At 56.6% G+C, this 13,569-nt stretch carries 12 protein-coding genes; all 12 read right to left on the bottom strand.

Translation table 11 applies throughout. From position 1 onward, the window contains the following. Positions 1-131: 131 nt before the first annotated feature. The 12 genes from RMR16_RS04690 to RMR16_RS04635 all read right to left on the bottom strand — a co-directional run bounded on the left by RMR16_RS04690 (position 132) and on the right by RMR16_RS04635 (position 13,494). Positions 132-815 (bottom strand): ABC transporter ATP-binding protein, encoded by a 684-nt coding sequence (locus tag RMR16_RS04690; RefSeq protein WP_320201934.1) that lies wholly within the window; start codon positions 813-815, stop codon positions 132-134. Positions 816-830: 15 nt separating this feature from the next. Next, positions 831-2,138 (bottom strand): lipoprotein-releasing ABC transporter permease subunit, encoded by a 1,308-nt coding sequence (locus RMR16_RS04685; RefSeq protein WP_320201935.1) that lies wholly within the window; start codon positions 2,136-2,138, stop codon positions 831-833. 20 nt (positions 2,139-2,158) lie between these two features. Beyond that, the gene (gene proS, locus RMR16_RS04680) at positions 2,159-3,481 is read right to left on the bottom strand and encodes a proline--tRNA ligase (RefSeq protein WP_320201936.1); all 1,323 of its coding nucleotides are present in this window, start codon (positions 3,479-3,481) and stop codon (positions 2,159-2,161) included. A gap of 673 nt (positions 3,482-4,154) precedes the next feature. Continuing rightward, entirely contained in the window at positions 4,155-4,424 is a 270-nt protein-coding gene (locus tag RMR16_RS04675; RefSeq protein ID WP_320201937.1) for a DUF1467 family protein, read from the bottom strand. An 88-nt stretch (positions 4,425-4,512) separates the two neighbouring features. After that, positions 4,513-4,917 carry a methylmalonyl-CoA epimerase gene (mce, locus tag RMR16_RS04670; RefSeq protein WP_320201938.1) on the bottom strand — a complete coding sequence of 135 codons (405 nt, stop codon included), beginning with the start codon at positions 4,915-4,917 and terminating at the stop codon, positions 4,513-4,515. Positions 4,918-4,940: 23 nt separating this feature from the next. Further along, complete coding sequence (locus RMR16_RS04665) at positions 4,941-6,608, bottom strand: ribonuclease J (RefSeq protein ID WP_320201939.1); 1,668 nt, start codon at positions 6,606-6,608, stop codon at positions 4,941-4,943. A gap of 186 nt (positions 6,609-6,794) precedes the next feature. Further along, positions 6,795-7,550: a biotin--[acetyl-CoA-carboxylase] ligase gene (locus RMR16_RS04660; RefSeq protein ID WP_320201940.1), complete on the bottom strand. Its 756-nt coding sequence runs from the start codon at positions 7,548-7,550 to the stop codon at positions 6,795-6,797. Between the two features lie 11 nt (positions 7,551-7,561). Beyond that, complete coding sequence (nuoN, locus tag RMR16_RS04655) at positions 7,562-9,007, bottom strand: NADH-quinone oxidoreductase subunit NuoN (RefSeq protein WP_320201941.1); 1,446 nt, start codon at positions 9,005-9,007, stop codon at positions 7,562-7,564. A gap of 18 nt (positions 9,008-9,025) precedes the next feature. Beyond that, entirely contained in the window at positions 9,026-10,537 is a 1,512-nt protein-coding gene (locus RMR16_RS04650) for an NADH-quinone oxidoreductase subunit M (protein ID WP_320201942.1), read from the bottom strand. Beyond that, positions 10,537-12,534: an NADH-quinone oxidoreductase subunit L gene (gene nuoL, locus RMR16_RS04645; protein ID WP_320201943.1), complete on the bottom strand. Its 1,998-nt coding sequence runs from the start codon at positions 12,532-12,534 to the stop codon at positions 10,537-10,539. The genes RMR16_RS04650 and nuoL overlap by 1 nt, the downstream gene beginning before the upstream one ends. A gap of 7 nt (positions 12,535-12,541) precedes the next feature. After that, positions 12,542-12,850, bottom strand: coding sequence for an NADH-quinone oxidoreductase subunit NuoK (nuoK, locus tag RMR16_RS04640; RefSeq protein WP_243256179.1), 309 nt, complete (start codon positions 12,848-12,850; stop codon positions 12,542-12,544). Positions 12,851-12,879: 29 nt separating this feature from the next. Next, positions 12,880-13,494 (bottom strand): NADH-quinone oxidoreductase subunit J, encoded by a 615-nt coding sequence (locus tag RMR16_RS04635; protein ID WP_320201944.1) that lies wholly within the window; start codon positions 13,492-13,494, stop codon positions 12,880-12,882. Positions 13,495-13,569 lie beyond the last annotated feature (75 nt).

Here is a 13,569-nt window from a genome sequence, read left to right as displayed (position 1 = left end):
CCCGGAGTCAAATCGGTTCCCGCACCCGATTCGGGACAAGCCGTTGACTCCAAAAGAAAAACCCCGCGCAGCGGCGGGCTGCACGGGGTTTCATAAAAATGCTTTTCAGGTTTGGTGTCGTCAGACGAGGATCAGAACTCTACGATCTTGCCTTCGCTCAACGTCACGCGCCGATCCATACGACCGGCAAGCTCGTGGTTGTGGGTGGCGATCAGCGCGGCCAGCCCGGATTGACGCACCAGTGCTTCCAGCGCGCCGAAAACATAAGACGCAGTTTCCGGGTCGAGGTTGCCGGTCGGTTCATCGGCCAGCAGCAAAAGCGGTGCATTGGCAACGGCGCGGGCAATCGCCACGCGCTGCTGTTCACCACCGGAAAGCTCCGACGGGCGGTGGTCGCCGCGATGGCCGATGCGCATATAATCCAGAAGGGCAGATGCCCGCTCTCGCGCTTCCTTGTGGGACAGGCCGGAAATAAGCTGCGGCATCATGATATTTTCCAGCGCCGTGAATTCCGGCAGCAGGTGGTGGAACTGATACACGAAACCGATGTCGCTGCGGCGGATGGCCGTGCGCTGCTCATCCGAAAGATTGCCGCAGGAGCGTCCGTTGATCAGAACCTCGCCCGCATCCGGGTGTTCCAGCAGGCCTGCCAGATGCAGGAGGGTGGATTTTCCTGTGCCTGAAGGTGCCACGAGTGCGACGATTTCGCCGCTTCGCAATTCGAAGTTCGCATTCTTCAAAATGGACAGGCTGTTTTCACCCTGTCCATACGTCCGTTCAACGCCGGAGATCTGCAACGCAGTTTTCTTTGCCATGGTGTGAAGCGGTCCTTATTCGTAACGCAGGGCCTGAACAGGATCGAGCTTGGAAGCCCGCCATGCCGGAAAGATCGTTGCCAGGAAAGACAGGGTCAGCGCCATGATGATGACGGTGATCGTTTCGCTTACCTCCATTTTCGCCGGAAGCTGGCTGAGGAAATAAAGCTGCGGATCAAACAATATGGTGCCGGACACCCATGAGAAGAACTGCCGGATCGATTCCACATTGAGACAGACAAGGATGCCCAGCCCAACGCCCGCGAAGGTTCCAACGGTGCCGATGGCAGCGCCGGTCATGAAGAAAATACGCATGATGGAGCCGGAACTGGCCCCCATGGTGCGCAGAATGGCGATATCGCTGCCCTTATCCTTCACCAGCATGATGAGGCCGGAAATAATATTGAGGGCGGCGACCAGCACGATCAGCGTCAGGATCATGAACATCACGTTGCGCTCCACCTGAAGGGCGGAGAAGAACGTTTGGTTTCGCTGTCGCCAGTCGGTGATATAGACCTGTCGATCCGCGGCGGTTTCCACCAGCGGCCTGATGCCATCGACATTATCCGGGTTGCTGACGAACAGTTCGATGGACTGAACGATGCCTTCGGAGTTGAAATAAAGCTGCGCTTCGGGCAGCGGCATATAGATCATCGAGGCATCATATTCCGACATGCCGATTTCGAAGATGCCTGAAATCGTATAGGATTTGACGCGTGGATTGACACCCATCGGCGTCACATCGCCTTCCGGCGAAATCAGCGTGATCTGATCGCCCGTCGTTATGCCGAGCGAGGCCGCCAGACGGGAGCCGACCAGTACGCCCTGCCCCGCGAGAAAGCCGACGAGATCGCCGGTTTTGATATTGCCGGAGACTTCCTTGATCTTCTCGATATCGTCGCCACGCACACCGCGCACCAAAGCACCGCTGCCAGCACCGGCGCGACCGGAGGCAAGCGTCTGGCCTTCCACCAATGGCAAAGCCATTGTGACGCCGGGAACGCCGGAAAACTTCTTGGCCAGATCATCGTAATTGTTGAACGGCGTATCGATGGGCTGCACGATCATGTGACCGTTGATGCCCAGAATGCGGGAAATCAGCTCCGTGCGGAAACCATTCATGACAGCCATGACGATGATGAGCGTTGCCACGCCCAGCATGATGCCGACGAAGGAAAACCCGGCAATGACGGAAATGAATGCTTCCTTGCGGCGCGAGCGCAGGTAGCGCCACGCCACCATGCGCTCAAAGGACGAAAATGGCCGGGCGGCTCCATCCTTTGCGGATGAAACTGCACCATTATCAGCCTCGGCTTTTGCCATGTCTTCTCCTCGTTGGCTTTTCAGCCAAGTACCTTGTTCAACGCCGCTTCGATGGTCACGGTTTCGCGTGCGCCAGTCTTGCGGTCTTTTACTTCGACCTCGCCAGCCGCGACACTGCGCGGCCCGACGATGATCTGCACCGGTACGCCGATGAGGTCTGCCGTCGCGAATTTCTGGCCCGCACGGTCGTCCGTGTCGTCGTACAGAACATCCTTGCCGGCGTTGGACAGCGAAGCGTAAAGGCTTTCGCACGCCGCATCGCAGGCAGCATCGCCAGCCTTCATGTTGATGATCACGACATCGAAAGGAGCGACCGAATCTGGCCAGATGATTCCGTTCTCGTCATGCGATGCTTCAATGATGGCGGGAACAAGGCGTGTTGGCCCAATGCCATAAGAACCCATGTGGACAAGGTGTTCCTTGCCATCCGGACCCTGAACCTTGGCACCCATCGGCTCTGAATATTTCGTGCCGAAATAGAAGATGTGACCCACTTCAATGCCGCGTGCAGACAGGCGTTCGCCTTCCGGAATCGCGTTGAATGCGGCTTCATCATGCATTTCAGAGGTGGCGGCGTAATCCGTCGTCCACTCATCGAACACGCCTTGCAAACCGGCGACGTCATCGAAATTCGTGTCGTCAGACGGAATGCCACGGTCGAGGAAGCTCTTGTGGCAGAACACTTCCGATTCGCCGGTATCTGCCAGAATGATGAATTCATGGCTGTGGTTGCCGCCAATCGGGCCCGTGTCGGCACGCATCGGAATGGCGCGCAGACCGAGGCGCGAGAAGGTGCGCAGGTATGCTGTGAACATCTTGTTGTAAGAATGGATCGCGTCTTCTTTCGTCAAATCGAAAGAATAGGCGTCCTTCATCAAAAACTCACGCGAGCGCATGGTGCCGAAACGGGGGCGAACCTCGTCACGGAACTTGAGCTGAATGTGGTAGAGGTTCAGCGGCAAGGTTTTGTAGGACTTCACGTAGGACCGGAAGATGTCGGTGATCATCTCTTCGTTCGTCGGGCCATACAGCATCTGACGATCCTGACGGTCCTTGATGCGCAGCATTTCCTTGCCGTAATCGTCGTAACGTCCGCTTTCCTGCCAAAGCTCGGCAGTTTGCAGCGTCGGCATCAACAATTCGATGGCGCCGGAACGGTCCTGCTCTTCACGAACGATCTTGTTGACCTTGTCCAAGACGCGCTTGCCCAGCGGCAACCAGGAATAGATGCCCTGGCTCTGCTGACGGACCATGCCCGCACGCAGCATAAGGCGGTGCGAGACGATTTCCGCTTCCTTGGGATTTTCCTTTAGGATGGGCAAAAAGTAACGGCTGAGACGCATTGTAGATTCCATTTTGTGACGACGCGCTGCTTTTAAACGGGAATCGCCGGAATAAAGGGATATTTGCGCCGTACATAGCCGTTTCCTCAACAGAAGGAAACCCGCCCCACAGCGCGTTGCGGTGCTTCAAATTCTCGTGTCCTCCCGCGATTCTCATTCACACCGCAAGCCACCACCGCAAAAGCGCCCAACAGGTTTACGCCAGAGGCTGCCGCGTTTACCTTCATGGCGCTTTTGCGACAGTTTTTGAGACGGGTTTCATCCCTGAACGGTTTCAGCAGGAATAATTTTGCCACCTTGCTGCGACATATCGCTTCAGGAGGAATTTTCTGCCGACTGTAACAAAAATGCAAAAAATGTAATGACAAGGGCCATTGTTTGAGCTAGTTTCGGCTCACAAAAGAGGCATGAAGTTTAAATTCTTGCCATTTTCGCGGTCAGTCTTGGGAGGATGAGATCTTAGGCGCGCTTAGGCGCAGCCCCGGCAACGGTTACAGATCACGCGAAACTAAAGAACAAGGCTGAAATGCCTTGTTTTTTTTTGCTTTTTATTCAGCAAAGTCCAAATAGCGAAGCAGATTTCGCCTTAATTATGGCTGTCAAGCGTCAGATAATGAGGTGGACGCCGCACACCCGTCTATGGCGCTTTTTGATGACAGCTACATGACAGGAATCAGTCGTAAACTGGAATAATGCGCGGCAGATCATCCATGGTGAAGCCAAAATACCATGTCACCGCATACCACAAGCCGCAAATGGCGATGGAAATGAGGGTCGTGAACAGCACAACCTTTCCGCCTTTGAAGCGCGCAGGCGCGCTTTCAACCGTCCCCTGCGCCACGTCTCCGTCTTCATATTGCGTGCGCAGGCCAATCGGCAGAACGATGAACAGCACCGTCCACCAGACGATGAAAAACACGGCAAAAGCTGATAGCAACGGCATAGTCCAAACCTCCCGCATTCGGCGCGTTATGCTACACACCGTTGCACCTTTTATTCCAAGCGTTTGAACTTCGAAAGCCGCCCGGCGGTCAAATCTGCTCCAGCTCGATCAGCGTACCGAAAAAGTCTTTCGGGTGAAGAAACAGAACCGGTTTGCCATGCGCGCCGGTCTTCGGCTGTCCATCACCCAGCACACGCGCGCCGGTTGTCATCAAGCGGTCGCGTGCGGCGGTGATGTCGTCCACCTCATAACAGATGTGGTGCATGCCGCCGGAGGGGTTCTTTTCCAGAAAGGCCGAAATCGGGGAGTTTTCGCCAAGCGGCTCCAGCAGCTCCACTTTGCTGTTGGGCAGCGCCACGAAAACCACCCTGACGCCGTGTTCCGGCAAAGCCTGTGGTTGGGACACAGCCGCGCCCAGGGCATCGCGATAGGTCACGACCGCCGCAGCCAAATCCGGCACGGCAATCGCTATATGATTGATACGACCCAACATGGCTTGCCTCCCCCCAAACCAAGCTAGACCTTGGTTACAAACACCGTCACGATAGGTTTTTTGCCCCATACCTGATTGGCCGTGGAGCGAACAGCGCGGCGCACCGATTCGCGCACAACGCCGAGATCCTTGCGGCGTGCACGTGGAATGCTTTCGACTGCACTCAGCACGGCGTCATAGAGCGTATCTTCCATCGCTTCGCCTTCGTCATCGAATTCCGGCAGGCCAAAAGGAACGACATCGGGATCGCCCTGGAAATCGAAACGGCTGTCGAGCACGATGTTGACGGAGACATGGCCCGCGAAAGACAGCTTGCGGCGGTCGCCGATGCCCATTTCTTCAAAATCACCAACCAGACGGCCATCCTTGAAAACGCGGCCATGCGGTGCATCATCGATGACCTCGGCTGGACCCGGCGCAAGGCGCAGAATGTTGCCGTTGCGGACCTTCGGAACCTGGCCGATACCGGCCTGTTCCGCCAGTTCCTTCTGCGCCACCAGATGCGCGGCTTCGCCATGCACCGGAACGAGAATTTGCGGCTTCACCCATTCGTACATTTTCAGCAGTTCATTGCGGCGCGGGTGGCCGGACACATGCACCAGCGCTTCATTGTCGGTGATGATATGAATGCCCTGTTCGATCAGGCCGTTCTTGATATCGATAATCGCTTTTTCATTGCCGGGAATGGCACGGGAAGAAAATACGACCGTATCGCCAGCCGCGAGTGCGACATTGCGCATCTCGTCACGCGACAGCTTGGCCAGCGCCGCACGCGACTCTCCCTGAGAGCCGGTGAGGATAACGACGACCTTGTTGCGCGGAATATAACCATATTCATCTTCGGCCAGAAACGGCTTGATGCCTTCCATGATGCCGAGATCCTGCGAGACGTTCACGACGCGCTTCAGCGATGAGCCGAGAAGCAAGACTTCACGACCGGCACGTTCCGCAGCCTGCGCGATGGAGCGAATGCGCCCGACATTGGAGGAGAAGGTGGTGATGGCCACGCGGCCCTCGGCATTTTCAATGATCTGGCGAAGGCCCTCGGACACTTCTTCTTCAGACGGCGACACACCATCGCGCAGCGCGTTGGTGCTATCGCACATCATCGCCAACACGCCCTCTTCGCCCACGGCGCGGAAGCGTGCCTCATCCGTCAAAGGACCAAGCGATGGCGCGTGATCGATCTTCCAGTCGCCGGTGTGGACGGCATTGCCTAAAGGCGTGCGGATGACCAGCGACATGGGTTCCGGGATCGAGTGATTGACGCCGATGGCTTCGATCTCGAACGGTCCAACATTGATGCGATCGCCCGCCTTGAACGGCGTGATCGGAATTTCAGCGCGGGTGCCTTCATAATTGCGCTTGGCTTCCAGCATCCCTGCCGTGAAACCGGAGGCGTAAACCGGCACGTTCAGGCCGGGCCACAAATCGTTCAGCGCACCGTAATGGTCCTCATGCGCGTGGGTGATGATGATGGCTTTGAGGTTTTTGCGCTGTTCTTCGATGAAGCGGATATCCGGCAGCACCAGATCCACACCCGGCAGGTCTAGTCCGGCAAAGGTGACACCGCAATCGACCATGATCCACTGGCGCTTTGACGCCGGACCATAGCCGTAAAGCGCCAGGTTCATACCAATTTCACCAACGCCGCCCAGCGGCAGAAATACGAATTCGTCTTTTGTTGTCATTGTTTTGTCTGTCCAATTCATGCCGAACCAGCGCAGTGGGAAAAGCGCTAGCACAGCCAAAGGCATCGGTTTTCATCGTTCATCCCGACACAGCCGATGCTAGGCTGAAGGGCGTCCTGCATTTACCGAGCAGCAGAAATGCTCCAGATTACGAGGGTCAAACGTCGGCGTTTCGCACCGTGCGGTTTAACCAAAAAATACGTCGCCGGCGGCGATGGAGCGCAACGGCCCGTCATCTTCTTCCAGCATCAGGAAACCATTATCATCTATGCCGGCAAAACGCCCGTGAATAGACCGATCGGGAAGATTGACCGTAATCGGCTCTCCGATACCACAGGCAGCCGCCCGCCAGAGGCGCATGACCTCTGCCACGCCCTGACCGCGGTTCCACAGGTGAAGAACATGCGCCACTTCGCGAAAGAGATGCGCGAACAGTTCTTCCGGCCCGCAAGATGCGCCGTGTTCACCAAGGCGGGTGACGGGATAAGCGGGATTGTCCGGCATATGGGCGATGTTGATGCCGATGCCGATGACCAAAGCCGTGCGGCCATCCGCCAGACCTTCGGCTTCCATCAGAATGCCGCAGGTCTTTTTGCGTCCGATGAGAATGTCGTTCGGCCATTTGATTTCCAGCGGAGCGCCGTTTGGCGGCAACACCGCGCCAACGGCACGGTAAACCGCAAGCGCAAAAGCAAGCGGCAAAGAGCCGATGCTGTCCATGGGGGCCGGATTGATCAGAAGAAGGGAAGCGTAAAGATTGCCGGGTTCAGACACCCAAGGCCTGCCGCGACGGCCACGGCCACCGGTCTGGCGTGTGGCGGTGACCCAGAGATTACCGCCATCACCTGCCCGTGCACGGGCAAAACATTCAACATTTGTCGATGACGTTTCCGCCAAAGCCTCGTGCCGGAAGTCATCCAGTGACACCCGGCCCGTTTTCATGTGTGTCTCGCTCAAAAGAACGTCTTTGCTGCGGCGTTGACCGCGTTGCTCAAGGTTCCACCGAACACGACAAAGCCCAGAACGAAGAGACCGGAGAGCGCGTAAACGATCCGCAATTCGCCAGCAGGCTTTTCAAAGCCGCCGCTTTTGGCCTCATCGAACCACATGACCTTGACGATGCGCAGGTAGTAGAACGCACCGACGACGGAAGCGATCACACCGATGACGGCCAGCGGATAAAGCTGCGCTTCGATGGCTGCGAGGAAAACATAGTACTTTCCGAAGAAGCCAGCCAGCGGCGGAATACCCGCAAGCGAGAACATCAGGATGGTCAGCACCAGCGCCATGAACGGGTTGGTGGAGGCAAGACCGGCCAGATCGTCAACGCTTTCGACATTGCCGATTTCCTTGCGTCGCATGGCCAGAATGCAGGCGAAGGTGCCAAGCGTCATGCCCATGTAAACGGCCATGTACAGTGCCACGCCGGACACGCCAGCCTGGCTACCGGCGGCGAGACCCACCAGGGCATACCCCATGTGACCGATGGACGAATAGGCCATCAGACGTTTGATGTTTTTCTGGCCGATGGCCGCGAAAGCACCGAGCAGCATGGAAGCGATCGAGATGAAGACGACGATCTGCTGCCAGTCTGCAAACACAGGCTGGAACGCATCGATGACGATACGGACGAAAATCGCCATTGCGCCGATCTTCGGTGCCGCAGCCAGAAAGGCCGTTACCGTGGTCGGTGCGCCTTCATAAACGTCCGGCGTCCACATGTGGAATGGAACGGCGGAAATCTTGAATGCCAGACCGGCCAAAACGAAGACCAGACCGAAAACGAGGCCGAGCGAACGGGTTTCAGACGACAGAACAGCGGCGATTTCGCTAAAGCCGGTGTTGCCGGTGAAGCCGTAAACCAGCGACATGCCATAGAGCAACATGCCGGAAGACAGGGCGCCGAGAACGAAATATTTCAGGCCCGCTTCCGTGGAGCGCAGGCTCTCGCGGTTGATGGCGCAGATGACGTAGAGCGCCAGCGACTGAAGCTCGAGCGCCATGTAAAGCGAAATCAGGTTGTTGGCCGAGATCATCAGCAGAATGCCGAGTGTTGCCAGAACCAGCAACACCGGAAACTCGAAACGACCAATCGGCTCAAAACGGCTTTGGCCGACCGACAGGATCAGCGCCACGATGGAACCGATCAGCGCCAGCACCTTCATGAAGTTGCCAAAGGCATCGGCGACGTAAACGCCGCCAAAGGCCAAACCGGTTGCAGGAGCAAAGATGATCCACAGAGCGGCGACAACCAGCAGAGCGACGGAAAGACCCGTAACCGTGTTGGTCGACTTATCGCCGGAGAAGACCCCAATCATGAGCAGCGCCAAGGCACCGACCGCAAGGATCAGCTCGGGCGTCGCGATGCGCAGACTGGCAAAAAGAATTTCAGCGGTCATGTCCAACAGGTCCTGTCGTCAGTTCAGAGAAAGCGCAACATTCTGCGCTGCCTGCAATGCGGCCGTATAGTTATTGATCAGAAGGTCCACCGACGCTGCCGTCGCATCGAAAACCGGTGCCGGGTAGACGCCGAAGAAGATCGTCAGTGCCACCAGCGGGTAAAGAATGACCTTTTCACGCGTGGAAAGGTCGAGCATGGCTTTCAGGCTTTCCTTTTCCAGCGCACCGAAGATCACGCGGCGGTAAAGCCACAGAGCGTAAGAGGCGGAAAGAATGACGCCCGTTGCTGCGAACAGACCGACCCATGTGTTTGCACGGAACACGCCGATGATCGTCAGGAATTCACCCACGAAACCGGACGTACCCGGCAAGCCGACATTGGCCATGGTGAAAATCATGAAGGCGACCGCATATTTCGGCATGTTGTTGACGAGACCGCCATAGGCAGAAATCTCGCGGGTATGCAGACGGTCATAGATGACGCCGACGCACAGGAAGAGCGCGCCAGAGACGATGCCGTGCGACAGCATCTGGAAGATCGCACCCTGCACGCCCTGAACATTGGCCGCGAAGATACCCATGGTCACGTAACCCATGTGGGCAACCGACGAATAGGCGATCAGCTTCTTGATGTCGTCCTGCATCATCGCGACCAGCGAGGTGTAGATGATGGCGATGACCGACAGCGCGAAAACGAACGGCGCGAAATGTTCCGATGCAAGCGGGAACATGGAGAGCGAGAAGCGGATGAAACCATAACCGCCCAGCTTCAGCATGACACCAGCCAGAATGACCGAGCCTGCTGTCGGTGCCTGAACGTGGGCATCCGGCAACCATGTGTGGACAGGCCACATTGGCATCTTCACCGCAAAGGCGGCAAAGCAGGCCAACCACAGCCACGTCTGCATTCCGGCAGGGAAGCCGTGTTTCAGCAGTTCGGTCATATCAGTCGTGCCAGCCTGCCAGTACATCGCCATGATGGCGAGCATGGTCAGAACCGAACCGAGCAGCGTGTAAAGGAAGAACTTATAGGATGCATAAACGCGATCCTTGCCGCCCCACACGCCGATGATGATGAACATCGGGATCAGCGTTGCTTCGAAGAAGACGTAGAAAAGAACCGTATCCAGCGCGACGAACACGCCGACCATCACGACTTCCAGAAGAAGGAAGGCGATCATGTATTCCTTGAGACGCTTTTCGATGGATTCCCAGCTGGCCAGCACGCAAAACGGCATCAGGAACGTCGTCAGGATGACGAACAGCATGGAAATGCCGTCCACACCCAGATGGTAGGCGGCGATATTGCCAAACCATGCGTGCTTTTCGACCATCTGGAAACCGGGGTTCGAGTTATCGAAACCGATCCAGATGAACAGCGACACAACGAAGGTAAAAACGGTCGTCAGCAGCGAGACATTGAGAATGTTGCGGCGCCCAAAGGGACCGTTCTCATTTGTCAAAAGCAAGAGCACCACGCCGACGAGCGGCAGAAAGGTGACCGTTGAAAGAATAGGCCAATCGGTCATCAAAGGGCACTCCCGAGCATCATCCAGGTGACTAGAGCCGCGATACCAATCAGCATCGCAAAGGCATAGTGATAAAGGTAACCGGATTGCAGACGGACCACGCGGTTGGTCACATCAACCACGCGCGCTGCAATGCCGTTGGGTCCGTAGTTGTCGATGACAGCCACATCGCCCTTCTTCCACAGGAAGCGGCCAAGCGCCTTTGCGGAACGAACGAAGAGGAAATCGTAGAGTTCGTCGAAGTACCACTTGTTGAGCAGGAACTGGTAGAGGCCGCGGTGGGTCTCGGCCAGGCGCTTCGGTGTCTCAGGCGACTTGATATACATGTACCAGGCCGTGACGAAACCGAGTGCCATCGCGAAGAACGGGCTCCACTTTACCCACAAAGGAACGTGGTGGAATTCCTCGAGAATTTCGTTGCTCGGAAGTGTGAACAGAGCACCCTTCCAGAATTCTGCATATTCGTGGCCGAAGAAATACCCTTCGAAAACGACACCGGCAAAAATCGCACCGACAGTCAGAACAAAAAGCGGGATCAACATCACCATGGGCGATTCATGGACATGGTGCATGACATCTGCGGACGCGCGTGGCTTGCCGAAGAATGTCATGAACGCCAGACGCCAGGAATAGAAGCTGGTGAACAGGGCCGCGATGACGAGAAGCGTGAAGGCAAAACCGGCAACCACATTATGCGACGCATAAGCGGATTCGATGATGACGTCCTTGGAGAAGAAACCGGCAAAACCGATCATCGTGCCGGGAATACCAACGCCTGTCAGCGCCAGCGTACCGACCGTCATCGTCCAGAAGGTGATGGGGATATGCTTGCGCAGGCCACCCATGTACCGCATGTCCTGCTCACCATCCACAGCGTGAATGACGGAACCTGCGCACAAGAACAGCAGCGCCTTGAAGAAAGCGTGCGTGAAGAGGTGGAATACGGCGGCGCCATAAGCACCGACGCCCAGCGCCACGAACATGTAACCAAGCTGCGAACAGGTCGAATAGGCGATGACGCGCTTGATGTCGTTCTGCACCAGACCAACGGTTGCGGCAAAGAACGCGGTGATGGCACCGACCAGCGTCACAACCGTCAACGCGTCAGGCGACAGTTCGAACAGCGGCGACATGCGGGCGACGAGGAAGACACCGGCTGTCACCATGGTTGCGGCGTGAATGAGGGCCGAAACAGGTGTCGGGCCTTCCATCGCGTCCGGCAGCCAAGTGTGCAGCAGGAACTGCGCCGACTTACCCATGGAACCCATGAACAGCAGCAGGCAGATGGCCGTCAGTGCATTCGCCTTGTCCAGCTGCATGCCGAACAGATTGATAACAGCTTCGGTGGACGCAGTGCCATCAGCAGGCAGATAGGTGCCGGCGGCCGCAAAGATCGTCTCGAAATTGATCGAGCCGAACAGCACGAAGATGCCGGCAATGCCCAGAATGAAGCCAAAGTCACCAACGCGGTTGACGATGAAGGCCTTCATGGCCGCAGCCGATGCGGATGGCTTCTTGTACCAGAAGCCGATCAGCAGATACGACGCCAGACCCACACCTTCCCAGCCGAAGAACATCTGCAACAGGTTGTCCGATGTGATCAGCATCAACATGGCAAAGGTAAACAGCGACAGATAGGCGAAGAAACGCGGGCGATGCGGATCGTGGTGCATGTAACCGATGGAATACAGGTGCACCAGCGTCGACACGGTGTTGACCACCACGAACATCACAGCCGTCAGCGTGTCGATGCGGAAAGCCCACTCGACATCGATGCCGCCGGACTGAATCCAGCGCATCACGGTGACCTTGATCACTTCACCCGGCTCATGGCTGAGCAGCGCGACGTTGATGAAGACAACCCATGACAGGATCGCAACCACGATCATCAGACCCGTGGTGATATATTCGGAAGCCTTGGCGCCGATGGAGCGGCCAAACAGGCCAGCGATCAGGAAGCCGATCAGCGGAAGAAAGACGATAGCCTTGTAGATCATAGCCTTATCAGCCCTTCATCATATTGACGTCTTCCACGGCAATCGATCCGCGGTTTCGGTAGAAGACTACGAGTATTGCAAGACCGATGGCCGCTTCCGCAGCAGCAACAGTCAGAATGAACAGTGCAAAGACCTGGCCCACGATATCGTTCAGGAAGGACGAGAACGCCACCATGTTGAGGTTGACCGCAAGCAGGATCAACTCAATCGACATCAGAATGACGATGACGTTCTTACGGTTGAGAAAGATACCGAAAATGCCGATCGTAAAGAGGATCGCGCTGACCGTGAGGTAATGGGAAAGACCAATTTCCATATTCTATATTCCTTGGATCCGTTCGCGCCTCAGATGCCCTGACCCGGCTTGACGTTGACTGTCGTTACGGCAGTCTTCGGGTCACGGGCAACCTGCTTGGAAATATCCTGCCGCTTGATATCGGTGCGGTGACGCAGCGTCAGCACGATAGCGCCGATCATGGCCACCAGCAGAATGAGACCTGCAAGCTGGAAGAAGTAGATGTAATTCGTATAGAGCACATCACCCAAAGCCGCCGTGTTGTTGCGCACGTCAGCAGGCGGGATCGGCATGGTGATGGATTTCGCGGCCTGCGGGTTCAGCACGCTGCCGCCCACCACGATGATGAGTTCGGCTGCCAGAATGATGCCGATCAGCGCGCCCATCGGGGCATATTGCAGCACGCCGGAGCGCAGCTCGGCAAAATCCACATCCAGCATCATGACGACGAAAAGGAAAAGCACCGCCACAGCGCCGACATAAACCACCAGCAGGATCATGGCGAGGAATTCAGCACCCGTCAGCAGGAAGAGCGCTGCCGCGTTGAAGAAGGTCAGAATGAGGAAGAGAACCGAATGAACCGGGTTCTTCGACGAGATGACCATGAACGCAGACGCCACCGCGACGAAAGCGAAGATATAGAAGAATATTGCGTGCAGACCCATGTTGGTGCCTTTTTGTCCTCACCGGACGAACGCGACCCTTAAAAGCCGCCCTGCCCGTTGCGTTCCTGCCAGCAT

Source organism: Agrobacterium sp. rho-13.3, from assembly GCF_033957765.2.
Classification (GTDB): domain Bacteria; phylum Pseudomonadota; class Alphaproteobacteria; order Rhizobiales; family Rhizobiaceae; genus Agrobacterium.
The sequence above is the reverse complement of the archived record's forward strand: the minus strand, read 5'-3'. Positions and strand labels throughout refer to the sequence as shown.